The organism is Erwinia pyri (assembly GCF_030758455.1).
GTDB lineage: Bacteria > Pseudomonadota > Gammaproteobacteria > Enterobacterales > Enterobacteriaceae > Erwinia > Erwinia pyri.
On sequence record NZ_CP132354.1, the window covers coordinates 33,448 to 56,325 of the forward strand.

General features: G+C 48.8%; 16 protein-coding genes and 7 pseudogenes. 10 read left to right on the forward strand and 13 right to left on the reverse strand.

From position 1 onward, the window contains the following. The first annotated feature begins 133 nt into the window (after positions 1–133). The gene (locus Q3V30_RS21585; RefSeq protein WP_306213535.1) at positions 134–691 is read left to right on the forward strand and encodes a recombinase family protein; all 558 of its coding nucleotides are present in this window, start codon (positions 134–136) and stop codon (positions 689–691) included. A 392-nt stretch (positions 692–1,083) separates the two neighbouring features. Here Q3V30_RS21585 and Q3V30_RS21590 read toward each other — a convergent pair. Further along, positions 1,084–2,192, reverse strand: a pseudogene (locus Q3V30_RS21590) (IS3 family transposase). A gap of 84 nt (positions 2,193–2,276) precedes the next feature. Here Q3V30_RS21590 and Q3V30_RS21595 point away from each other — a divergent pair. Next, a complete protein-coding gene (locus tag Q3V30_RS21595) occupies positions 2,277–3,908 on the forward strand; it encodes a hypothetical protein (protein WP_306213317.1) in 1,632 nt (543 codons plus the stop codon). A gap of 293 nt (positions 3,909–4,201) precedes the next feature. On the opposite strand, the gene Q3V30_RS21600 is transcribed toward Q3V30_RS21595, so the two are convergent. Next, a complete protein-coding gene (locus Q3V30_RS21600) occupies positions 4,202–4,396 on the reverse strand; it encodes a type II toxin-antitoxin system HigB family toxin (RefSeq protein ID WP_306213318.1) in 195 nt (64 codons plus the stop codon). 49 nt (positions 4,397–4,445) lie between these two features. On the opposite strand from Q3V30_RS21600, the pseudogene Q3V30_RS21605 reads away from it, so the two are divergent. Then, positions 4,446–5,590 (forward strand): annotated as a pseudogene (locus Q3V30_RS21605) (IS3 family transposase). Between the two features lie 132 nt (positions 5,591–5,722). Here the strand turns inward: Q3V30_RS21605 and Q3V30_RS21610 are convergent. Further along, positions 5,723–6,328 (reverse strand): TetR/AcrR family transcriptional regulator, encoded by a 606-nt coding sequence (locus tag Q3V30_RS21610; protein ID WP_306213319.1) that lies wholly within the window; start codon positions 6,326–6,328, stop codon positions 5,723–5,725. Positions 6,329–6,468: 140 nt separating this feature from the next. Between Q3V30_RS21610 and Q3V30_RS21615 the strand changes: the two genes are divergently transcribed. Further along, the gene (locus Q3V30_RS21615) at positions 6,469–7,575 is read left to right on the forward strand and encodes an alpha/beta fold hydrolase (RefSeq protein ID WP_306213320.1); all 1,107 of its coding nucleotides are present in this window, start codon (positions 6,469–6,471) and stop codon (positions 7,573–7,575) included. A gap of 313 nt (positions 7,576–7,888) precedes the next feature. On the opposite strand, the pseudogene Q3V30_RS21620 reads toward Q3V30_RS21615, so the two are convergent. Beyond that, a pseudogene (locus Q3V30_RS21620) lies at positions 7,889–8,584 on the reverse strand (transposase); the annotation flags it as partial. Positions 8,585–8,829: 245 nt separating this feature from the next. Here Q3V30_RS21620 and Q3V30_RS21625 point away from each other — a divergent pair. Continuing rightward, positions 8,830–10,290 carry a hypothetical protein gene (locus Q3V30_RS21625; RefSeq protein WP_306213321.1) on the forward strand — a complete coding sequence of 487 codons (1,461 nt, stop codon included), beginning with the start codon at positions 8,830–8,832 and terminating at the stop codon, positions 10,288–10,290. 487 nt (positions 10,291–10,777) lie between these two features. Next, on the forward strand, positions 10,778–11,194 hold the full coding sequence (locus tag Q3V30_RS21630; protein ID WP_306213322.1) for a MarR family transcriptional regulator: 417 nt from the start codon (positions 10,778–10,780) through the stop codon (positions 11,192–11,194). Here the strand turns inward: Q3V30_RS21630 and Q3V30_RS21635 are convergent. Then, positions 11,191–11,601, reverse strand: a pseudogene (locus Q3V30_RS21635) (ester cyclase). The gene Q3V30_RS21630 and the pseudogene Q3V30_RS21635 sit on opposite strands and share 4 nt — an antisense overlap. 112 nt (positions 11,602–11,713) lie before the next feature. Further along, positions 11,714–12,444, reverse strand: a pseudogene (locus Q3V30_RS21640) (IS3 family transposase); the annotation flags it as partial. A 63-nt stretch (positions 12,445–12,507) separates the two neighbouring features. Between Q3V30_RS21640 and Q3V30_RS21645 the strand changes: the two are divergent. Continuing rightward, complete coding sequence (locus tag Q3V30_RS21645) at positions 12,508–13,659, forward strand: IS30 family transposase (protein WP_306213323.1); 1,152 nt, start codon at positions 12,508–12,510, stop codon at positions 13,657–13,659. A 9-nt stretch (positions 13,660–13,668) separates the two neighbouring features. On the opposite strand, the pseudogene Q3V30_RS21650 reads toward Q3V30_RS21645, so the two are convergent. Then, positions 13,669–13,917 (reverse strand): annotated as a pseudogene (locus Q3V30_RS21650) (transposase); the annotation flags it as partial. A 274-nt stretch (positions 13,918–14,191) separates the two neighbouring features. On the opposite strand from Q3V30_RS21650, the gene Q3V30_RS21655 reads away from it, so the two are divergent. Continuing rightward, positions 14,192–15,559, forward strand: a complete 1,368-nt coding sequence (locus Q3V30_RS21655; RefSeq protein ID WP_306213324.1) for a hypothetical protein — start codon at positions 14,192–14,194, stop codon at positions 15,557–15,559. A 371-nt stretch (positions 15,560–15,930) separates the two neighbouring features. On the opposite strand, the gene Q3V30_RS21660 is transcribed toward Q3V30_RS21655, so the two are convergent. The 4 genes from Q3V30_RS21660 to Q3V30_RS21675 form a co-directional block, all read right to left on the reverse strand. After that, the gene (locus Q3V30_RS21660; RefSeq protein ID WP_306213325.1) at positions 15,931–17,070 is read right to left on the reverse strand and encodes an IS256 family transposase; all 1,140 of its coding nucleotides are present in this window, start codon (positions 17,068–17,070) and stop codon (positions 15,931–15,933) included. A 75-nt stretch (positions 17,071–17,145) separates the two neighbouring features. Beyond that, complete coding sequence (locus Q3V30_RS21665) at positions 17,146–18,078, reverse strand: ornithine cyclodeaminase family protein (RefSeq protein WP_306213326.1); 933 nt, start codon at positions 18,076–18,078, stop codon at positions 17,146–17,148. Between the two features lie 39 nt (positions 18,079–18,117). Further along, complete coding sequence (locus tag Q3V30_RS21670) at positions 18,118–18,513, reverse strand: RidA family protein (RefSeq protein ID WP_306213327.1); 396 nt, start codon at positions 18,511–18,513, stop codon at positions 18,118–18,120. A gap of 50 nt (positions 18,514–18,563) precedes the next feature. Continuing rightward, positions 18,564–19,835 carry a cation:dicarboxylate symporter family transporter gene (locus Q3V30_RS21675; RefSeq protein WP_306213328.1) on the reverse strand — a complete coding sequence of 424 codons (1,272 nt, stop codon included), beginning with the start codon at positions 19,833–19,835 and terminating at the stop codon, positions 18,564–18,566. Between the two features lie 346 nt (positions 19,836–20,181). Here Q3V30_RS21675 and Q3V30_RS21680 point away from each other — a divergent pair, with 346 nt between their 5' ends. Together Q3V30_RS21680 and Q3V30_RS21685 are read left to right on the forward strand one after the other, a co-directional pair. Further along, the gene (locus tag Q3V30_RS21680; protein WP_306213329.1) at positions 20,182–20,817 is read left to right on the forward strand and encodes a helix-turn-helix transcriptional regulator; all 636 of its coding nucleotides are present in this window, start codon (positions 20,182–20,184) and stop codon (positions 20,815–20,817) included. 27 nt (positions 20,818–20,844) lie between these two features. Then, a pseudogene (locus Q3V30_RS21685) lies at positions 20,845–21,397 on the forward strand (DDE-type integrase/transposase/recombinase); the annotation flags it as partial. A 383-nt stretch (positions 21,398–21,780) separates the two neighbouring features. Here the strand turns inward: Q3V30_RS21685 and Q3V30_RS21690 are convergent. Beyond that, positions 21,781–22,443: an HAD-IA family hydrolase gene (locus Q3V30_RS21690; protein ID WP_306213330.1), complete on the reverse strand. Its 663-nt coding sequence runs from the start codon at positions 22,441–22,443 to the stop codon at positions 21,781–21,783. Continuing rightward, positions 22,440–22,847, reverse strand: a complete 408-nt coding sequence (locus Q3V30_RS21695) for a RidA family protein (RefSeq protein ID WP_306213331.1) — start codon at positions 22,845–22,847, stop codon at positions 22,440–22,442. Before Q3V30_RS21695 ends, Q3V30_RS21690 begins: the two co-directional genes overlap by 4 nt. Between the last annotated feature and the right edge of the window lie 31 nt (positions 22,848–22,878).

Genomic DNA, 22,878 nt, shown 5'->3' on the forward strand with positions numbered 1-22,878 from the left:
AACAATTTTGTAACCGTCCGAAATATTATGAATTATCGGACACACAAAATCGGCATCATTGATGTGTCTGTTAAATCGATTTTTTGTTATAACAGACATCATCTGTCCGATATTTGATTTAGGATACATTTTTATTCGACTTTTTGGTTACGCACGGGTATCAACCAGCCAGCAGTCTCTCGATATTGAGATTAGGGAGCTCAAAGACGCGGGGGTGAAAGCCAACCGCATCTTTACCGATAAGCCATCCGGCAGCTCAACCGATCGGGAGGGGCTGGATTTATTACGGATGAAGGTGGAGGAAGGTGATGTCATTCTGGTGAAGAAGCTGGACCGACTGGGACGCGATACCGCCGATATGATCCAGCTGATAAAGGCATTCGACAGCCAGGGCGTGGCCGTCCGGTTTATTGACGACGGTATAAGCACCAACGGTGAAATGGGTAAAATGGTGGTCACCATTCTGTCAGCAGTGGCACAGGCCGAACGCAGGAGAATTCTGGAGCGAACAAATGAGGGCAGACAGGAAGCAAAGCTGAAAGGTATCAAATTAGGCCGCAAACGTTCTGTGGACAGGAACTCCGTACTGGCACTTTATCAAAAAGGCACTGGGGCGACGGAAATTGCCCGTCTGCTCAGTATTGCCCGCTCTACAGTATATAAGATCCTGGATGAGGGAAGGATTACATAAAACTCCGTTAATTTTTTAAAAAATATAAAAAAATTTAGAATTTAAACTTCAGACGGGACTGTTAGAGTAAACGATTGCCGGTTTTTTGAATGGAACTCTGTGTGAAAAATTAACACAAAGGGTATAAATAAATGACCCGGAATATACCAGTGAACGTTTCTCAGCAATTAAACAACCATCTTGTCCCTGTCTCAGCCGGAGGTGCAAGCATGCAGCACCCGGTCAAATCACCTTTATCAACCAGGCAAATGCTGTCGCAGTTAACCATTACAGACCGTTTACAAGTTTTTCAGCAGCTTGAAGCCTTCAGAAAATAGGAAGAGAATGGCAACATTTCGCCTTCAGATATGCACTTACTTAGCTAATCGCTGTATGTGTAGTCCCTCCGGTTTTTAGTACCACTGCCAATGAGGATCTCCGACCAGTTTTTGCCTTGCGTAAATAACTGGCGGCATATCGCCGAGTGAGCTGTGTGGACGCTCCTCGTTATATTCTGTACGCCAGCTCTCTATTAAAAACCGCACTTCGGATAGCGTCCGGAACAGATACATATCAAGTATTTCTGTTCGCAGGGTTTTGTTGAACCGCTCGATAAATCCGTTTTGCATTGGCCTACCAGGCTGAATAAAATCTAGCATGACACCGTTATCCTCTGCCCATTCAGCCAAGGCAACAGCGGTAAGTTCGGGTCCGTTGTCACTTCGAATATAAGCCGGATAACCTCTCTCGCTGCTGAGTCGGTCCAGGATACGGACGACACGATGAGCCGGTATATTTAAATCAACTTCGATTGCCAGTGCTTCCCGATTAAAATCATCGACCACATTGAACAGGCGGAACCTTCGCCCATCTATCAAGGCATCACTCATAAAATCGACTGACCAGCAGTGGTTCATTTTATGCGGAATAACCAAAGGCTGGGGATGACGGTTGGGCAATCGTTTTTTCCCCTTACGCCTGAGGTTTAACTTCAACAATCGATATATTCGGTAAGCCCGTTTTGCATTCCAGCTCTGTCCGAACTGACGTAACTTATTGAACATCAGACCAAAGCCATAGGCCGGATACTGTTGCGCCAGTTTTTGTAATGCCTCTATCACCGGCAGGTCCCGCGCGGTGTTATGGCGATAATGCAAAAGACTTCGACTGATGCCAATAATCCGACACCCGCGACGCTCGCTGGCGTGATGTTCCTTCATGACATAACGCACCAACTCGCGTTTCTCAGGTGCTGTTAAAGTTTTTTTGCTACGACATCCTTAAGTATTTCATGATCCAAACTCAGGGAGGCATACATCTGCTTTAGCCGACGATTTTCTTCTTCAAGCTCTTTCATCCGCTTGATATCAGAGGATTCCATCCCGCCGTATTTGGATTTCCAGTTATAGTAGCTGGCTTATGAAACACCGTTTTCGCGAAAGACATCCTTCACATGCCGGCCACCTTCAACTTCTTTCAGGACTAGCAAGATCTGAGTTTCAGTGAAACGCACTTTCTTCATGATGAGCCTCCCGTTGGTTGCATTTTAACCAGAGAACTCCATCAAGCGGTAAGACTAAATTCAGGGGGGACTACATTTGAGATTATGCAACATTTGCCGCAAACGGAATTACACTCCCTGGGGCAGGCTGAGAATTACCTGCAAAATCAGGCATCAGAGTCAGGGGCACTGGAGTCGCTTATCGCGCTTGCGCCAGCCAGTCTTGAGAAAGCGGTTTCAGATCCTGACAGTCGACATTATCTGATGATGGCATGCCGGTCGGCTCTGAAGCGAGTGCTGGAAGAATTTACTCTTGAAGAAAACATAAATAACCTGTCTGTGCAGTTAGACCCTCAGAAAATAACAACAGAAACATCGCTAAGTGCTCCTTTAATTAAATTGTTCTTAATAAGTCAAAAGGAATCAGGTAAAAATTTTCTGAAGGCAATAGATGCTAATATGGCTGATACATTAAATGCCTATGAGCTGTGGCTGCGTAATGATACTGACCTGCTGCTTAAATTAACAAATGTATTAAGGCTAACTAATTGCAAAACACTTGAGGCTGCCCTCCAGATTGTAACGTTACACGCCATTCAGGATTGTCTGCCCGCGCTGACACGTCGGGACCTGGCGATAACTGATTGCAATGAAGCAAACCTTAAGTCTGCCAGTTTCAATCGCTTGCTACCTGCTGTGGGAATGGTCTCACAGCGCTACGGTCATCTAGGTAGAAAAATCTTGCTGAATGGGATCACCAGCTTCATTGAAGGTAACAAACAGGCGGATCGATACAAAAAACTGGAAAAACTGGTGACGGCTCATCCACCCTCTGAAGCAGCAGTAAACCGGAGCATGAGTGATTATTATTTAGATTACGTTATGAACTATGGCGATGAGCTGGATGAGCCAGTGGTGATGAAAATGCCATCATTGTTTTCATCTTTAAAAAATAAAGATAAGAAGAGTAAGGGAAAAGGAAAAGAAGTCGCGTCACAGCCCGTACAGGGTAGCAGTTCATCCTCATCCGCTATAACTGCCCTGCAGAAATCAGGAAATAATCTGGTACTGGGAAATGTTACTTTTATATGTGACATGGACAAAAGCAGGATGCAACAGGTTGCTGATTTTGTCAGCAGACTGCCCATTTCGCAGATTTTGCATAAGGCGGGACCATTGGCTGTACGACTGGGTAGCACAACAGGAAGAACTCCCGGAGAATGGAATAGTGGTAGCAGGACCATTACTCTGGACCCTAATCATATCACCGTGCAGAAAAACAGAGGAGGAGACGTAAGTGGAACCGCACTCTTTGAATTGTTGAATGCAGCCAGTGATAATGTGAGGCAGGCAGCGGAACAGTGTGCCCGAAGCGGCGAATTCGAACAAATGGCGCATACCACAGGTTGGCCGGCTGCTACATTGTTTGCCAGAGAGCTTGAATATCAGGAGTTTAACAATGCAAAACAGCACCATGAAATAATGGTGCAGGCCGGATTGAATAAAACGCCACAAGATATATTTCGCCACGAGTCAGGAGATTTTGAATCTTTTTTTAACCGGCAGGTAGCTACGGGTCATACTCACAGCTACGAACAACCCTATAATTTTCTTCGCCCATTTCAGCCCGAAATAACACAGGAGTACAGAGACTGGCAGGGGATGATTAAAAATCGACGAGAGCACCCCGGTGAAAATAGTGGTGAAGGCAGTGCCAGAGATTACTATGGATACTGAAATGTTTACCTGTGCGTTTTGATTTATTACATGGAGAAATTAGGGATCACTTCTTTTGACCTGGGTTGAAGTTAAAGGGAGCGCCGGAAACATAAGTAGTCCTCATGAAGATTTAAAGTTCAACTGGGTATCTTCATTACTGCAGATGTTCATCAGTTTACGCATACTCCGATGATTCTGAGACTCATCGTCACTTGCCATACCATGTGAATTCAGAAGAGAAAATATTGCTTAACGTGAGTTTTCGTTCCTCTGAGCGTCAGGCCCCTTAATCGGTTTGATTTTATAAGTCATCATATATCCACCGTATTTGCGTCTATCTTGTCGTATTCAGGGGGCGTTCCAACAAACTTGATGTAGACCGCCTGAAACCTGTAAGCAACTGCGACAATCAGACGGTAGTGATTGCCCTTAATATCAAATACCACCCGATTGTTGCTTAGAAAATCTGCTGTCCTATACTTGTCCTTAATGATCTTACCCAGCAATAGTGGACACGGGACTAAGTGAGTAAACTCTCAATCAGAGGTAGCTCACATGACAAAAACAGCATCAACCACCAAAAAGCCACGCAAGCAACATACGCCCGAATTTCTTGAATAAGCTCTGAAGCTTGCTGAACGTATCGGTATGACTGCTGCTGCCCGTGAACTCAGTCTTTACGAGTCCCAGCTTTATGTCTGGCACAGCAAACAGCAGCAACAACTGACCTCATCCGAACGTGAAAGCGAACTCGCCGCTGAAAATGCCCGCCTCAGGCGCCAGTTAGCTGAGCAGGCTGAGGGACTGGCTATTCTCCAAAAGGCCACGACATACTTCGTGAAGCGCCTGAAATGAAGTATGTCTTTATTGAAAAATATCGGGCTGAGTTCAGCGTTAAAGCGATGTGTCGGGTACTCCGGGTTGCCCGCAGCGGCTGGTATGCATGGCAGAGACGGCGCACTATAATTAATACCCGCCAGCAGTTCCGGCGGGACAGCGTCGTGAGTGAGGCTTTCACCCGGGCAAAACAGCACTACGGTGCGCCCCGGCTGGCAGAGGAACTGCGTGCTCAGGGCCCGGGGTACAATGTAAAAACCGTAGCGGCCAGTCTGCGCCGCCAGGAAAAGCCTCACGGGGGTTCAGCCCGGTCAGCTACCGCGATCACGGCCTGCCGGTGTCAGAGAACCTGCTGAAGCAGGACTTCATCACCAGCGGTCCGAACCAGAAGTGGTCGGGCGACATTACGTATTTACGTACGGATGAAGGCTGGCTGTATCTTGCTGTGGTTATCGACCTGTGGTCACGGGCCGTTATCGGCTGGTCAATATCCTCGCGGATGACAGCTGAGCTCGCCTGTAATGCTGCAAATAGCGTTGTGGCGGCGTAAGCAACCACAGAACGTAATCGTTCACACCGATCGAGGTGGCAATACTGCTCACAGCGGGTTATCAGGCGCTGCTGAAACGCCATAATCTGCGTGGCAGCATGAGCGCCCGGGGTAACTGCTATGATAACGCCTGTGCAGAGAGCTTTTCCATTCGCTGAAGGTAGAATGTATCCCCGGAGAACATCTTTCCAGCCGGGAAATAATGCGGACAACGGTGTTTAATTATATTGAATGCGATTACAATCGCTGGCGTCGTCATAGTGCCTGTAGCGGCCTCGGCCCGGAACAGTTTGAAAACCAAGTCCTCGCTTAGGGCTGTGTCCACATTATGCGGGTAGGATCAGTGCACTTGACCAATATTTACGCATTAAGTCTCCAAGGGCTCACTTTCTGTAGAACGAAAGTTCATAATAGCAACGTAAATTATTATAAAAACATTAATAAATCATTTTTTCTCTAAAAATCCCATGACCATTCTAAGTACAGCTGCTTCAAACTCCTCACTTCCTAGCAGCGGTGTGGCTCTCAGTGCAGCCTGTCGCATAACCTCTATTAGCATATGTGTCAGAACGAAGGTTTCTCCAGGATTCAGAGGATTACTTCTGCTATCTGTGGTAACCCATACATTAATAATGGCCTGCGCTATATACCCCGAAGGTGAGGGTAGACCATGCTTGGCCGCGGCATGAATAAGGGCTCGTACCAGTTTCTGATCCGGAAGGCGGTGCATACTGAATGCATGATGGAGAGAACGAATGATCAGCCGGATTTTTTCTTCTGCGCCTATGTCTTCTTTATTACTGAGCAATGCATCAATATGATGGACGTTTTCTTCCCGCTGCCGTTCCAGTAGGGCCATGATGATGGCCACTTTATCAGGAAAATACTGATAGATAGTTCCTATGGAGAATCCTGTTCTGCTGGCGAGATAATTTGTCGTAAGCTTCCGGCTTCCCTCTTCGGAAAGAATCTGAGCAGTAGTGCTAAGAATGGTCTCCACTGTTCTTCTTGAACGTTCCTGAGATGCTTCTTTTCTTCTAATATCAATCATTTAATAAGTCAACCTAGGCAATGCTCTATCTACCGGAAAGCGAGTATTAAAAGTGAGTAAGACTCAGTATAATCAGTGTGGAGGTGACGATCCAATACAAAACCAATACCTTTTAACGGGCAAGTAGTAAGAGGTTACTGATGTCATTTACTTTTTTACGTAATCAGATTTTTCGGATTAGTTTTAAATTTCTGATTATGGCCTGTGCTATTCCCGGTTTGCTGCTTCCTGTTACCAGAGCCGCAGACAGATCGCCATTATCAGACAACAGGCAGAGAGATTTCCATGAACAGGTAAAGGAGGCAGGGTATGTTTTAAAAAAGGAAAAAATTAATCGTATAACGCTGAGTTATGCTGAAGGTCCAGACAATGGCCCCCCGCTAATTTTACTTCATGCGCAACTGCTAGACTGGTTCAGCTACTACAGGGTCCTTCCTGAGCTGGCAAAGTTTTTCCACGTCTATGATATTGACTATCCAGGCCACGGAAAGACCATAACACCATCGGACTATCCTATGACAGCCCGTCAGATTGGGAGTGATCTTGGCGATTTCATCCGAAGAACTATCAGACATCCGGTTTATCTTTCCGGAAATTCATCTGGCGGCCTTCTTGCGGTATGGCTGGCTGCTAACCGACCAGAACTAATAAAAGGTATATTACTGGAGGATCCGCCGTTATTTTCATCTGAATATCCACGAATAAAAGAGACTATTGCCGATCGGGCGTTCCGAACCAGCTATACCGCTGCCGCACAGGACCACCCTACAGACTTTCTTTTATACTGGATTCGCAGCAATGCTCAGTTTTTTCGTAAAAATGTCGGCCCAGGTACTCCTTTCCTGCTGAAGCAGGCTATACGGGCATATCGCTTGAGGAATCCGGGGAAACCAGCAGAACTGAAAATGGTAACTAACGATACCGTAAGAATGCTCATACGGGGTCTGGATCAATATGACCCCAGGTTTGGAGCCGCTTTTTATGATGGAACTTGGAATAATGACTTTAGTCATGCTCAGGCACTGGCTCGTATTCAATGTCCTGTTATGCTGATGCAGGCTAACTATTCTATGCTCGAAGACGGAATTCTGGACGGTGCAATGAGTAAAGAGGATGCTATGAGAACTATGTCTCTGCTGAAGAATGGAACATACTTTCGTGTTAACGCGACCCATGTTGTTAATCTTGATGAACCGGACATATTTCTGAGTGCGATTAAAACCTTTTTTCTTTCAAAGAATCTTTGACCAGCGGCGTGAGCACAGAATCAAGCTTCTGGAACTATATTAATATTGGCCTCTTGTAGTTATGATATTTATCTAAAGGAATGCGGTAGTTACCATATTTTTCCGGAAAGCCTCACTTGAAGATAAAAACATTATTATAAAACACTCAATGCATAAAGCATTTATAGTGCATGGTAACCAGTCTGGCGAGCATCGTAGTAAGGGGAAGCCGGGTCGCTGTTGACCGTCAACAAACCAAGGGCGGTGGACAAGTTGTCTATACACGCTGCAGGCGCTTTGCGCAACAGCGGTAGCATGGCTTGCGTGACAGTTGGCACTCCTTCATGAAGTCATCCACGCAGGTAAGGCACTTGATCCTGCGACCGGTAGCCAGTGCGTCCATGACAAAATCCATCGACCAGGTCAGATTGGGCGCCGCCGGGCGAAGCAACGGCAGACGTTCTGTTGCCAGCCCTTTACGACGTCGTCTGCGTTTTACACCCAGGCCACTGAGATGATAAAGGCGGTACACGCGCTTGTGATTAACATGAAGCCCTTCATGGCGCACTGACTGCCAGATGCGGCGGTAGCCACAACGCCTGCGCTCCAGTGCCAGTTCAGCGATGCGTTCTGATAAATGCGCATCAGACGCCGGACGCTGCGCTTCGTAGCGGCAGGTCGACAGAGACAAACCTGTGAGCCTGCAGGCACGACATTGCGACAGACTGGTCGCAGCACACATCAACACCACGGCTTCCCGCTTCTGGTCTATCGTCAGTATTTTCGCCCAGGAGCCACCTGCAGCGCCTCCTTATCCAGCATGGCTTCGGCAGGCAGCTTCCTGAGTCGGGCGTTCTCTTCCTCAGGCGACTTCAGGCGCTTAACTTCAGGTGCCGCCATACTTCTTACGCCAAGTGTAAAACGTGGCATCGGAAATGGCGTGCCTGCGGCAGAGTTCACGGGCAGAAACCCCGGCTTCAGCCTCGCGGAGAATACTGATGATCTGTTGGTCGGAAAAACGCTTCTTCAGGGGATGTCCTCATGTGGCTTATGAAGACATTACTAACATCGGGGTGTGTTAATCAACGGGGAGCAGGTCGGCGGGCTGCGCCCGAATTTGAATTCTACACAACGGGATCAGCAGTTTCTTACTTTACGCCAGAAAGGGAACCAGAAGGCTCTTTCAGCCACAAACAGCCACTATTTTAAAAAGAATAGCCGGCTTTCCTGAAGCGTATCAGCCGGTTTATATCAGCTATCCGGAGAATTATAACTATGCTTCCCACTTCTCGTCTTCAGCCTCGCCAGAACGATGCCGCAAACTCTGCCGGCACCGGAAATACCTCATCAGAAACACATTCCTCTGCCCTTAACACTCTGGCTCCTGCAGGGAAAAAAACGCCAGAAAATGGTTCCCCGCCTCCCGGCTTACCCCGTGCTCTGTCAGTCGGTGGCGACAAATACCATACCGGGGTATTAAAAGGCAGATACAGCTCTGAACAGATGGCTTATCTGGTTTCTGCAGTTGCACCTGATGTAAATAAGCCAGTCACACACAGCCCTGATGGATTCACGGAATACGGTTTCAGCCATAACGGAGACAACAATTGTATAGCTCGTCTGCATGCCGATGAGGAAAAATCTGTAACCTCTTTGACAATAAAAAACGGTCAGGGTACGGAAATCGTAAATGCGCGTTATGATAAAAATTTTTCGGCGAACGGCATTCCTGACAGTCTGAATTTCAACAGGCCAGCCGTGACCATCCCTCCAGGGGCCATCTATAACGGAGGCAAGCCGCCTTATCACCCCGACGGGGAGCCCTACCAGGTTATGCCTTTCATGACCTCCGGTAGCAAGGAGTCGCGCATGTTGACGGGGCTAAAGCACCCGGACGGTAATCATTTTACCGTTTATGACAGCAACAATCATCAGCCAGTAACGCAGTTATCCGTAGTAGCAAGCAGAAACAAAAGCGGCCCCGGAGAAAATGTTCTGGTTAGTCCCGAACAGGCACGCCTGCCCGGCGGAATGCGTCATTTAAAATCTTCTTCTAAAGGGGTGAAAACCAGCAAAAGTTCGCCTTCCGGCTATAAGCGGGCAAGCGATGGTAAACCCTGCGATCGTCATGGTCAGCTTTTACCTGGTTCGTCATCTTCGCAGGCGGCGGCATCTTCTTCCGCGAGCGGATCGTCGAAGATTACCGTGGAAAGTATTATTGCGAAAGGTGCCGATCCCGCTGACCGTAGTACTGAACCAACCGGTTTTCAGTCCATTCAGCAGTTAAGGAACTACGTCAGAAACAATCCTGTTCCCCAGCTGATTTACCGTGCACATGATGCTGATGCTGAAGAAATCACGCAGTACGGCCTGGAGCGGAACTTTATGTCAGACAAAAAAACGGGTGATGACTATCTGGCGGATATAATTCGTCATACGGCTGCCACGGGCGGTTCTGCGGGAACGGTGCTTTCACTTGCAGGCGACTATTCAACAGCAAATCGCTTCCTCCACAGTAACAGGAGTCTGGTGCAGATTGACACACACCTGTTACCAGGGCGTTTCAAAAGTGCAGCGCAGATTCTTTTAGAGGACGGGAACAGGCTGATAGACAGTGGGAAAGTCAGTGTCGCCCTCGTGAGAAAGGCGCTTGAAAATCTGCTGAGTGAGATGGAAAGAGAAATCTTCTGTCTGGACGGAGACATCCCTCCGCAGGCTGTGTCCGTTCTGGTCTGACCGCTATAGTCTCAGGGGGCAGCCTAGACAAACGCTGCCCCACGCAAACTCAGCCTGTAGGCAGCGAAAACGTAAACGGAAAAGGCCTGAACTGCGTCTGAAAAGGCGCTGGCCGGTAAAAGACTTACGGAGCACAAACTGTGAAATGAGAACGCATCATGAGAAGCACCAGGAATGGATGCGCGATCCTGAATATCGTGCAGCCTTTGATGAAGAAACCCTTCAAGGGCTGTTGAGTGAAATCCTTGCAGAATGGCGCTGCTAGGAAAATCTGACCCGAGAGGAGGTGGCTCAACACATGGGTATCACGTCCTCTGACCTTACATGACTTAAAAAATCGCTGAAGCAACGCTTCATATCCTTTACCGATACTGTAAATGTAGCATGCGATCGATCTAAATTTGATAAGATAGGCCTTTATGAGCATCCGGATGCAAAACAGAAATTTTTTATACTGTGTTTCCATAAATATGTAGGGCCTGCTCCTTTGACCATTGAAACTCAGTCGCTTGCTGAGGAATTGCGCCAGATTGTCAGCGCATTCGTACGCAATGTTCGCGTAGCAACCTCCAGTATGCGCACCTCACAGCATGAAACGTTAGATCTGCTCGATACGCATCGGGCGCTTTCTATCACTGAGCTTGCCCGCCTGCGTGGTGTTAAACATCAAAGCATGCGCCTAGTGATCAATGAGCTGGAACGACAAGGTTTGGTGCAGCGGAAAAAGTGTCACCAGGACGCGCGAACGCATTTGATCGTACTGAGTGAAAGCGCGCGTGCATTGCTGGCGGAGGCGCGGACACAGCGTGCAAACTGGATCGCTGCTCAGATCGTCGACATGCTTGATGATGCAGCTCGCGAGGAGCTGCAAAAAGGGATGATGGCGCTGCGTAAACTTCTTTAATCGTGCTTCAGGCGGCTTACCACTTTATCCAGTGTGTTCAATCCCCAGTGCTCGACGTATTGACCCTCAACAATACGCACCATATCATTCACCGCAATAGTTACGCTTTTGCCAGTGGCCGCCACTCCCAAAAGTTCACCGCTATGTATGCCTGTTAGCGTTTTACGCGTGGAGACTCAATCGCCTTCGGCAATTTGGTCTTCAATCCTGACCTGTAATTCAGTGAGCGCAGGGCGCAGGATTTGATCAAAGGTGCTCCATAAGCTTTCACGATCATTGGCTGCGCCCGCTGGCGCAGATCGATTGATGAAATTGTTAGCTACCAAAGCTTCAAATGCCTGCCGGTTGCCCTCGGTAATTACATGCTGGTTAAAGCGCTGTACCACAACTTTGTTCGGTTCAGACATACCAAACCCCTTAATATATACAGTTTAACTGTATATATTAAGCTGAACTGGATTTAATCGGGGTTCTGTGCCGGAACCGCCGAAATTTCCGACCTGAATCGCCACGGATAATCTAAACACTTTCGAGCCGTTGATAGTACTGGTTTTCATATTCTGCAGGTGACATCTGATTACTTGAGCCATGCCGACGCCTACAGTTATAAGACATTTCGATGTAATCAAAATCATCGCTGCGGTCTTCTTCCCGCGTTCCGTAGATCTTCCTCTTTATCCGTTCCCGTTTCAGTAGCTGGAAAAAGCTTTCCGCAACCGCGTGGTCGTGGCAGTTACCGCGACGACTCATGCTGCCTTCCAGACCGTGTGATTTCAGGAACGACTGCCACTCATGGCTTGTGTACTGACTGCCCTGATCAGAATGAACCAGCACTTGCTTTTTAGGATTACGCCGCCACACCGCCATCAGTAATGCGTTCAGGACAATGTCTTTGGTCATCCGGGGTTGCATTGACCAGCCGATAACTTTTCGGGAGAACAGATCAACCACCACGGCCAGATACAGCCAGCCTTCATGGGTTCGGATACAGGTTATGTCCGTCACCCAACGCTCATCGGGTGCGTCCGGATTGAACTGCCGCTGGAGCCTGTTGGGTACCACGATGCTGGCTCACCTTTGCGTGCCCGCAGGCTTGGGTACCCGACCTGAGCCTTTATTTCGGCACGTCTCATCAACCGCCAGACCCGGTTCACTCCGCACTGTTGCCCGGTATCACGCAGATCGAGATGGATCTTGCGATAACCATAGACGCAGCCTGACTCAAGCCAGAACTGTTTGATCTGCCCGATCTGTAGATTCAATTGGTCAACGCAACAGTCATGTGAAAACATGTAGTTGCGGAGGATTGTTGGATGAGACGGACATCTACAGCAAAGGAAAAGGCATCTGTTTTTAAATTGTGGAAGAACGGAAAAGGCTTCAATGAGATAGCTAATATCCTGGGTTCGAAACCAGGAACCATCTTCACAATGTTAAGATATACTGGCGGCATAAAACCTAATGAGCGCAAGCGGGCTGCAGTTCACCTGACGCTGCCTGAGCGCGAGGAAATACGAGCAGGCCTGTCAGCCAAAATGAGCATTCGTGCGATCGCTACTGCGCTGAATCGTAGCCCTTCGACGATCTCACGTGAAGTTCAGCGTAATCGTGGCAGGCGCTATTACAAAGCCGTTGATGCTAATAACCGGGCTAACAGGATGGCAAAAAGACCAAAATCGTGCTTGCTGGATCAGAATATGCCGTTGCGAGAGCTTGTTCTGGAAAGGCTGGAGATGAAGTGGTCTCCAGAGCAAATATCAGGATGGCTAAGGCGAACGAAGCCACGTCAAAAAACACTGCGAATATCACCTGAGACAATTTATAAGACGCTGTACTTTCGTAGTCGTGAAGCGCTACACCACCTGAATGTACAACATCTGCGCCGATCACACAGCCTCCGTCATGGCAGACGCCATACCCGCAAAGGTGAAAGAGGCACGATCAACATAGTGAACGGAACGCCAATCCACGAACGTTCCCGGCATATCGATAACAGACGCTCTCTGGGGCACTGGGAAGGCGATTTAGTATCGGGTACAAAAAACTCTCACCTAGCCACACTTGTAGACCGAAAATCACGTTATACGATTATCCTGAGACTCAGAGGCAAAGATGCTTTATCAGTGAATCAGTCTCTTACAGATAAATTCCTGAGCTTGCCACCTGAACTCCGGCAATCACTGACATGGGACAGAGGAATGGAGCTGGCCAGGCATCTGGAATTTACTGGCAGCACAGGAGTTAAAGTTTACTTCTGCGATCCTCAGAGTCCCTGGCAACGGGGAACAAACGAGAATACTAATGGGTTAATCCGACAGTACTTTCCCAAAAAAACATGCCTTGCCCAATATACTCAAAATGAGCTGGATCAAGTTGCAACGCAGCTAAATAACAGACCCAGAAAGTCACTGAAGTTCAAAACACCGAAAGAGATAATTGAAAGGGGTGTAGCGTTGACAGATTGAATCTACAGCGGCTTTTTTTAGTATGTCTCTCTCGTCGATAACCCGCTTCAGTTCTTGCTGAAGTCGCCGGATCTCAGACTGGGCATCGGACTGCGTTTTAGTGGCTGATGAATCAGGGCCATACTTTTTTACCCAGGCGTAGAGGTTGTGCGTGGTGATATCAAGACGGGTGGCGACGCTTGCAATGGAATGGCCGCGGTCAATAACCTGTTTAACCGCTTCAATTTTAAACTCTTCGGGATAACGTTTACCGCTCATGAGTACATCTCTTTTCAGTCATCTTAAATGACTCTGAGGTGTCTGTTAAACCCGTGGCGATTCAGTATTAGCTTCTGTTTCAACTCTAATGCGCATATTACCTCCAGATACCTTCTCCCGTTAATGGTTCAATCATACATTAAGATTATTAATGGACCCAGATAGACTTTTTTACCACCCAAATTAGAGCGAATCTATCCATGCTCATCCGACATCAGAACTTAAACGAACAAAATTTACCAACCCTTTTCACTACATCTGAATGGAGATTGTTATGAAGGTAAGCTTAGGTGGTTTTAATGGCGCTTCTGGGGCAGAGTCTGCTGCCAGTAAATTCGATATGCCCAAGCCGTTAAAAGATGGTGGGAAACAGGATGTCACTCCAAATGGCAAAACGTCAACATCAGGTAGCAATATTTCAGAAAATAATGGCAGCTCAGCATTCAACAAGACAGGCACAGTGGCTGGTTATATAGATAAAGGGGCCAGTGCGGTCAGCTTTGGCTCCAGCACGTTTGGTGGTAGTGGCTATGATTCTGCTACAACTGCCGGATCGGGGAAATTGAGTGTCCTGTTTGGCGGGGATTCATCACCGACCTCTTCGTGCATGCCCTATTCATCACTGCTGGGGCCTGGGCCTCAACAGGTAGAGGCACCCGCATCCTCGGGTTCACAACAGCAGATGTTGCAGAAGCTTATTCAGTTATTGTTAAAGCAGATTATGAGTAATAATAGCCAGCCAGTCTCTACGCAGCCTCCAGGCAGTACGTCGGATACTTCGTCCAATGAAAAGCCGTCTACGGGAGCCAGCTCTTCAGGATCTCAGTCTGACTCTCAGACGATGGCTACTTCTTCTGAGGGACAGACTGAAGGAACCTCTGCTGATGGTCAGCCTTATATCCCAACAAAGATTACGGGAAGTGAGAAAGACACTACACAAATCCCAACCGATGACAACCTCAAGGGCCGGCCGGTAGGTGATACCCGCAGTGCCGATGACATCATTAACGATAACCCTGTGCTGAAGGATCTGGGCAACCAGAAAGACATTAAACAGGATGATTTAAAAAAACGTTTTGGCGACTGGACTGCGGATAATAAAGACCCGGCTTCACGTGCTGACGCTGCCTATAATATGGCTAAAGTACTTAACAGTATTGATGGGATGGATACCAAAAATGGCGACAGCCGTACTGGCGATGGAGATATACAGGGGATCACAAAAGATGGTGATGCCCGCCACGGCACCGAAGCTGGCGTGCTGAAAGATGTGGCCGAGCAAGGCCTCGGGATGTTGAAAAACAGTGATGGCAAGTATGCGCTGCCGCAAACTAAAGATACACACGTACGTAATGATGGTAGTAATAAGGATAACTTCCAGTGGGGCATGGGCGAGATCGGTAAAATCCTCAGTAACATCCCTATCCTAAAATCAATTGTTGCGCCTTTCTTCAACAATATTGGTGAATCAAAAGATGCTGGAGGCGCGATTCTCGGAGGCCTCACAGGTCTGGCTGAAGGTGCCATGAGCGCATCACGTGGGCCAGTCGGCTGGGGAATTACCGCCGCAACTGACACAGCATCTATCATTGCTGATAATGTCAGCGGCGATAAAAAGAATGAGCCGGCACCTTTTTCTTAATCATCCAGCTTGTATGTAAAAGGATTCAGTGGCTAGCTACCATCGTATGAAGCGGAGAGATATAGTCTTCTCTGTGAATGGCAAGAATATTAACGTGTTCTCCGCTTCGCCTTTCGAAGACAGTCACGGCTCGCGCCTGTACCGGCATTCCCCGTAATGGCGTGATGCCCTGCTAGCTGAACTTCCTGCCCTTTCCGCTTTCTGTAATTTCAGGAAAGCAGCGTTAGAGGGGGCCGCTTAGAAAACGGAAATATCCTACGCTAAGCCTTTTTAGTACAGGCCGCTTCTGGCTGTGAGTTCAACCGATGGATACAACACACTGATTGAACCGCTCTGCGACCCTGTACATGATTCTGTGTAAATGCCTTTTCTCAGAAGAGACCGTCCAGGCGGTCACCGAACTCGGTAATAAAGCGGCTCATCGCCATACGCCAGTCTCTCAGCGGCATCGTCCATTTCTGTGACGCAGCCTGGATTGCCAGCCACACCACCTTTTTCACCGAGTCGTCCGTCGGGAACACCTTGCGAATGTCTGCCGGGTAAGCGAAGAACGTCACCAGGTTTGCCCAGTTTTCCTGCCAGCTCCGGCTTATCTGCGGATAACGGCCGTCCCAGGCGCTGGCGAACGCTTCCAGAGCCTGCTGGCCTGCTTCTTTCGTAGGGGCCTGATAGATGGCTTTCAGGTCGCGGGTGACAGCTTTGTAGTCCTTCCAGGAGACGAACCGCAGGCTGTTGCGCACCATATGCACGATGCACAGCTGGATGCGGGCTTCCGGATAGACCTTGTTGATGGCGTCCGGGAAGCCTTTCAGGCCGTCGACACAGGCGATGAGGATATCGTTCAGACCGCGGTTTTTTAGTTCGGTCAGCACATTGAGCCAGAACTTCGCGCCCTCGTTTTCGGCCAGCCACATACCCAGTAGTTCTTTCTGGCCTTCGATGTTTATACCCAGGGCCAGGAACACGGATTTATTGATGACGCGACTGTCCTGCCGGACCTTCAGGACGATACAGTCAAGATAAACAATGGGATAGACTGCATCCAGTGGACGATTTTGCCATTCGGTAACCTGCTCCATCACGGCGTCGGTGACCTTCGAGACAAGCGCCGGAGAGACATCAGCGTCATACAGCTCTTTGAACGCAGCCGCTATCTCGCGGGTGGTCATCCCTTTGGTGTATAACGATAAAATCTGGTTACCCATCCCGGTGATCCGGGTCTGGTTTTTCTTCACCAGTTGCGGTTCGAAAGAGCCATCACGATCGCGCGGCGTGCTTAGTTCCAGAGGACCATCGCTGGTGGTAACGGTCTTTGTGGAATAACCGTTGCGGGAGTTGGCACCCGGTTTAGGCTGGTTTTTATCGTAGCCCAGATGATGGGACATTTCGGCGTTGAGCGCCGCCTCAACGCTGATTTTCTTCAGCAGGCGATCGAACTGACTGAGATCGTCGGGGGTGTTGAGATTTTTGGCCAGTTCGTTAGCCAGAGCCTGTAACTGTTTTTCGTCCATAGATTAACCTTCATTTGATGCTGGATTGAACATACCAAAATCAGGCAATTACACAAATTTATGTACAGGCTTAGCTTAGCTGTCAGCCGTATGAAGGTCCCATAGATTAAGCAACGCCTTTGCAATATATAGATCCTGCACCGACAGGCCTGAACTGTCGAAGATGGTGATGCCATCATTAATTGTGCGTCCCTCAGCCCTGCCGGTCAGCACATCACCAATTGCAATAACTTCTGTATCTTTAGGAGCATGCTGAAACTCGCCAATGTGTCGCGACTGAGAAGGCAGACCGCAGAACAGGCGCGACTTAGTCAGCAATTCGGCAGGCAATTCCTGTTTGCCAGCAGCATCTGAACCCATACTCACTACGTGCGTACCCGCACGAACCCACTCAGCCAGAAATAGCGGGCTGCGTGAAGGCGTAGCCGTGACAATTATATCCGCTTCCCGGCAGGCTTTTTCAGCATCACAGCAGTAAACGTTAATGCCCTTCTCCCGGAATTCATCCGCCATTTTCTGAGCACGTTCCGGACTGCGGCCTACAATCAGAACAGTATGAATGGGCCGGATTCTGAGCAGCGCGGCACATTCATAGCGGGCCTGATGCCCAGCACCAAACACGGCTAGTACGGCTGAATCGGGTCTGGCCAGCACGTCAGCGGCCACGGCATTCGCTGCTGCAGTCCGGAATGCATTTACCTTTCCAGCCTCAATTGCAGCATCTATTTTGCCTTTTTCCTGATCGAACAACAGGATTAAAGAGTTGTGACGCGGTATCCCAATATCACTGTTCCCCGGCCAGTATGAACCGACTTTAAGTCCGGCAAGCTCTGAGGTTGACGATGCTTTGATGCTGAAAGAGTTCACAGTAATTGATCCCTTACCGTGAACTACCGGAAAATTGAGCGTGCCTGGCTCGCTGGCGGCGATCAGTGATTCCCTGATCGCGTAATAGGCCATTTCATGGCTGATGAGGGCAGCGGACTCATGTTCAGAAATAAACTTCACTTAAAACTCCTGTTATATCTGGGGGCGCATAAAAATCGATCAGATGACTGCCGGGACCAGCGCGACAGCTTCTACTTCGACGGCGGAACCGTAGTGCAGCTCAGAAACGCCGGCGACTGCCCGTGAAGGACGGTAATCCTTAATCCATTCTGCGTATACCTTATTGAACTCGGGCCACAGCCCGATATCCGTCACGTAGACTCGTACCGAAACCAGTTCTCTGCGAGTTACGCCAGCCCCGGCAAGGCAGGCATCCAGATTACTGAGAACCTGACGAACCTGTTCACCAAACGGCGCACCGGCAATCTTTTCTCCGGACGGGGTGACAGGTAATTGCCCCGAGATCCAGACGAAGCCTCCTGCCGTGCAGCTATGTGAGTAATGGCCTGCTGGCGATGCGCTTTCGGCCCCGTTCAGTACAATTTCTCTGCTCATGATTTGTTCTCCAGCGTATTGTGATTTTGACAGACTGGCCCGTGACATTTTCAGGGTTCATCACGCTGGGCCAGTGGAGTAGCTACGGCATCTGCGCGTTCCTTTCGCCACCAGGATATGGCCATGGTGGCTACGCCGTTGCCCAGAACGTTTACGGAGGCACGCATGGTGTCCATCAGGCGATCAACGCCAAGGATGAAAGCCAGACCCTCAAGCGGAATGTTAGGCAACATCAGTAAAGTCGCTGATAGTGTCACAAAGGATCCGCCCGTGATGCCGGCAACACCTTTTGACGTCAGAAGGAAGACAAACAGCAGGCTTGCCTGCTCGCCAAAACTGAGATCAAGCCCCCCCGCTTGGGCGATAAACAGTGCAGCCAGAGTCAGGTAAATAGAGGCACCATCAAGGTTAAGTGAATAACCGGCCGGTACAACAAACCCAACCGTTGTGCGCTGGCAGCCCGCCTGCTCAAGTTTATTCATCAGACCCGGCAGGGCAGCCTCGGAGGAGCAAGTTGTAAAGGCAATAATCAGCTCTTCACGAATGTGTTTAATAAACCAAAAAAGGTTAAATCGGGTCAGACGTGCAACGATTGTAAAAATCACGAGCACCATGAAAAGCCCCCCGAGATAGGCCAGCCCTACAAGTTCCAGAAGGGGCAGTAAGGCATGGGGGCCATATTTACCGAGCATGAACGCCGCGGCGCCGAAAACGCCGATCGGAGCAAGTTTGAGGATGATCCCAACCACTTTGAAAGTGGCATCGCTGAGCACGTTGACAAAATCCACTACCGGTTTCGCCTTTTCACCCATGGCGAAGAGTGCGTATCCAAACAGCAGGGAAACCAGAAGCACCTGCAGCATGACACCGCTGGCAAGGGCATCCACTACCGTTTTCGGTATAATGCTCAGGAAGAAATCCACTGTTCCGGTCGGAGAATGAGGTGTACTTACTGCGGCTGCAGCATCAGCATGTATGTGAAGACCTTTTCCTGGTTCAAATATATTTCCAAGCACCAGCCCGGTCAGGAGGGCTATCGTGCTAACAATTTCAAAATACACCACCGCAATGAGACCCGTTCTGCCTAGGCCCGATCCCTCTTTCATTTGCGCGAAACCACTGATGACCGTCAGACAAACGATTAGTCCGGCCACCATTTTGATCAGGCTGACAAAGCTCTTTGCAAGGGGATTCAGCTGAGCGCCCAAGTCTGGCCACAGCAGTCCGGTTATACTTCCCATTATGAGACCTACAACAAGCTGAAAAGTCAGGGAATAATAGAACGGCTTTTTGGTTGAGTTCACTAAAGTGGATGAGGACATACACTCTCCGTCTAAATGGTCGCCTTAGGCGTTTTGGTATCAATGATCCGCTGTCTAACGGATTGTCTGGCGCGCCCACTTCCGTGTAGTTCCCTAATTAAAGCGCGATACACTATGTATAAAATAATACGTTTTGTGTAATCTTTTTTTCTTATATATTTCAGATATGAAACTGTCTACAGATAGCCATAAAATTTGCGCAGGATTGAGACGTTCATTATCCTGGTCACCAGGAACCCCGCAGATGCGGTTGCGTTTCACCTGACACGCTGACATTTATGGTAATCTTGGAAAATAAGCGAGATGCTAATAACTATTTTTAATCAAACGCTTGCGGGAGAGTGGTATGAAGGCCTCTGAAAACAGTTTTTTATTGTCTCAGCTGGAATCGATTGCAGAAGGTTTGAGCAAAACTTTTGCCCCGTTCTGCGAAGTAGTGGTTCATGATCTGAAAACGCCTGATCATGCAGTTCTTTCCATCCGTAATAATCTCTCTGGCCGTCAACCTGGCGATCCGGCCACAGAGCTTGGCCTTGCCCGTATCAGCTCTCCTGAATTTCCGAATATCATTGCGAATTACGCCAATAAATTTTCCGATGGCAGGCCTGCAAAAAGTACCTCTATTGGTATCAAAAATGAGGCAGGTGAATATGTTGCCGCAATATGCCTGAATGTTGATATGACCCTGTTCAGAGGCATGCAGAATGCCCTCGCACAGTTCACCAGCCTCAGCAATAACAGCGTCAGCGAAAATCTGGAGCCAGCCGGAACGGAAATGATCAGACAGCGGATAGAACAGTACGCTGCGCGGCTCGCAACGACCCCGCGCTCACTGAGCGTGCATGACAGAAAGCAACTTGTTACTGAACTAAAATCAAGTGGCCTGCTTGAGGTCAGGAAGGCGATGGAGACGGTTTCCCAGCATCTGGGGATATCGCGCGCTACTGCCTACCTGTATGCGAGAAGCGACACAACTCAGTAAATCAATTCACCCTAAGCCTGCTTATTCAGGTTCAGCCCGGTCAGTTATCGAGAGCATGTTCTGCTGGTGTCTGAAAACCTGCTGAAGCAGGACTTTTACACCAGTGGACTGAACCAAAATGGGTGGGTAAAACACGTAATTACGCACTGTTGAAAGCTGGCTGTACCTAGCAGTGGTGATTGACCTGTAGTCACAGGCTGTTATCGGCTGGTCGATGTCATCCACGGATGACGGCACAGCTGGCCTGTTAGTCGCTACAAATGGCGCTCTGACGGCGTAAACGCCCGGGAAATATCATTGTCCAAACGTATCATAGTGGCCAATACTGTTCAGCAGATTATCAGACGTTGGTGAGGCGACATAATTTGCGTGGCAGCATGAGCGCCAGAGGCTGTTATGACGGCAATGCATTCGCGGAAAGCTTTTCCGCACGCTGAAGCTGGAATGTATCCACGGTGAACGCTTGATCAACAGGGAAATGATGCGAACGATGGTGTTCAGTGATATTTGGTGCGATTACAATCGGTGGCGGAGGCACAGTGCCAGACTCTGCCCGGAACAATCTGAAAACCAGAATATCACTCAGGGCCATGTCCACATTACGTGGATAGGATCATTAGAAATAATATGCAGCACAAACTTCCCCCCATGCTCTGTTTTTCCTCTTCAGCTGCATACGACGCAACGTCAGAAACATTGAGCTCACTTGGATCGACATGCATTCCATCACAAGACTGCACGATATTGACGACCGCAAGCCCTGTAAACAACAAGGAACTTTACATATTAAAGTTGGTAAAACGGCTTGTGGCGTTCGATTCCCGAGGAGAGAGCGGAACCAATTTTGATGTAGTACCGATTCAAATGCATCAATACGGCTGCCCTGTAAACTTATGCTTTCTATGCAAGCGAATAAAAGCAGAGACGGCACCAGGCCGTCTTGTACATTAGTAATATTGAAGTCTAGGACCGACTTAGGGACGCAATATCTTGCAACAGCGGGTCGAGCGTGAAGCGCTCTATGAAAGGACTCGGCGCACCTTCAGGTGCAGTTAACCCAACCCTATTGTGCCAGTACGTGGGCAACCCCACCTTCTGCGTCCCAAACATGTCATAAGCAGAGCCGGCAACAAATATAGCCTCGGCAGGCATAAAGCCGGCATTACGCAACGCCAGAAGATATGGTTCAGGATGCGGCTTGTAAAAACCAGCCTGTTCGGAAGTCACGACGACATCGAAGGGAACGCCAACAAGATCAGCGGCAATGCGGCCGAGGCGCTGCGAGCAGTTGGTGACCACACCTAATTTGTAATGTGGTTGAAGCTCCTTAAGTACCCGCTTAACTTCAGGCCAAGCTTGCAATTCGGTCCAGCGTTCTTCCAGTGTATGAGCGAACTTAGCTTCAAGCCCGACACTCACTGCAGCTTCCTCAACCAATGTCTCATATGGTCGATAAGAACCACATCCGTAGGTTGCTTTTAGATAAGCCCCCCGCCAAATTCTGCCTTTTTCTTCGGAACCAGCAACCGAATTCCACAGAGTCCAAGAGTCAAGAAGAGCAGTGAGCAAGTCAAAAAGGACAATTTTGACAGGCCCTTGCTTATGGATGATGTCAGGCGTTTTCATGTACAATATCCTTGTTCAGATTGATTGAGTGCTGCTTTTCCTGATATCTCTATCAAGGCACCACCTGATATCTCTATCAAGGCACCACAAGGAATGATCGTTCTAGCCGGACGATGTATAATCATCACTTCCGAATAGACCCTGTTGACCGACGGCCAGTCAGCAACGTCTACAATGTGAATTGGTACATTCACCAACTGCTCAAGCGTAGCTTCTTCCTGAGCAAGCACTGTGGACAGGTTTTGCATGGATCGACACGTCTGCGCCTCTAAACCCTGTGGGAACTGGCCGGTCTCAGGCAAAAACGGCAGCTGTCCGGACACAAACAGTAACTGCCCTGCGACAACGCCGTAAGAATAATGGTCACCAAGTGGCGACAACTTACTACCGGAAACTAGTGTCATTTTCATCCACCGAAGAAATATGAATGACCTT

Bases quoted from the DNA above. Each gene is read 5' to 3' on its own strand.
- Q3V30_RS21595 (WP_306213317.1), top strand. From the start codon at position 2,277: ATGCAACATTTGCCGCAAACGGAATTACACTCCCTGGGGCAGGCTGAG.
- Q3V30_RS21610 (WP_306213319.1), bottom strand. From the start codon at position 6,328: ATGATTGATATTAGAAGAAAAGAAGCATCTCAGGAACGTTCAAGAAGA.
- Q3V30_RS21615 (WP_306213320.1), top strand. From the start codon at position 6,469: ATGTCATTTACTTTTTTACGTAATCAGATTTTTCGGATTAGTTTTAAA.
- Q3V30_RS21625 (WP_306213321.1), top strand. From the start codon at position 8,830: ATGCTTCCCACTTCTCGTCTTCAGCCTCGCCAGAACGATGCCGCAAAC.
- Q3V30_RS21645 (WP_306213323.1), top strand. From the start codon at position 12,508: ATGAGACGGACATCTACAGCAAAGGAAAAGGCATCTGTTTTTAAATTG.
- Q3V30_RS21655 (WP_306213324.1), top strand. From the start codon at position 14,192: ATGAAGGTAAGCTTAGGTGGTTTTAATGGCGCTTCTGGGGCAGAGTCT.
- Q3V30_RS21660 (WP_306213325.1), bottom strand. From the start codon at position 17,070: ATGGACGAAAAACAGTTACAGGCTCTGGCTAACGAACTGGCCAAAAAT.
- Q3V30_RS21670 (WP_306213327.1), bottom strand. From the start codon at position 18,513: ATGAGCAGAGAAATTGTACTGAACGGGGCCGAAAGCGCATCGCCAGCA.
- Q3V30_RS21675 (WP_306213328.1), bottom strand. From the start codon at position 19,835: ATGTCCTCATCCACTTTAGTGAACTCAACCAAAAAGCCGTTCTATTAT.
- Q3V30_RS21680 (WP_306213329.1), top strand. From the start codon at position 20,182: ATGAAGGCCTCTGAAAACAGTTTTTTATTGTCTCAGCTGGAATCGATT.
- Q3V30_RS21690 (WP_306213330.1), bottom strand. From the start codon at position 22,443: ATGAAAACGCCTGACATCATCCATAAGCAAGGGCCTGTCAAAATTGTC.
- Q3V30_RS21695 (WP_306213331.1), bottom strand. From the start codon at position 22,847: ATGACACTAGTTTCCGGTAGTAAGTTGTCGCCACTTGGTGACCATTAT.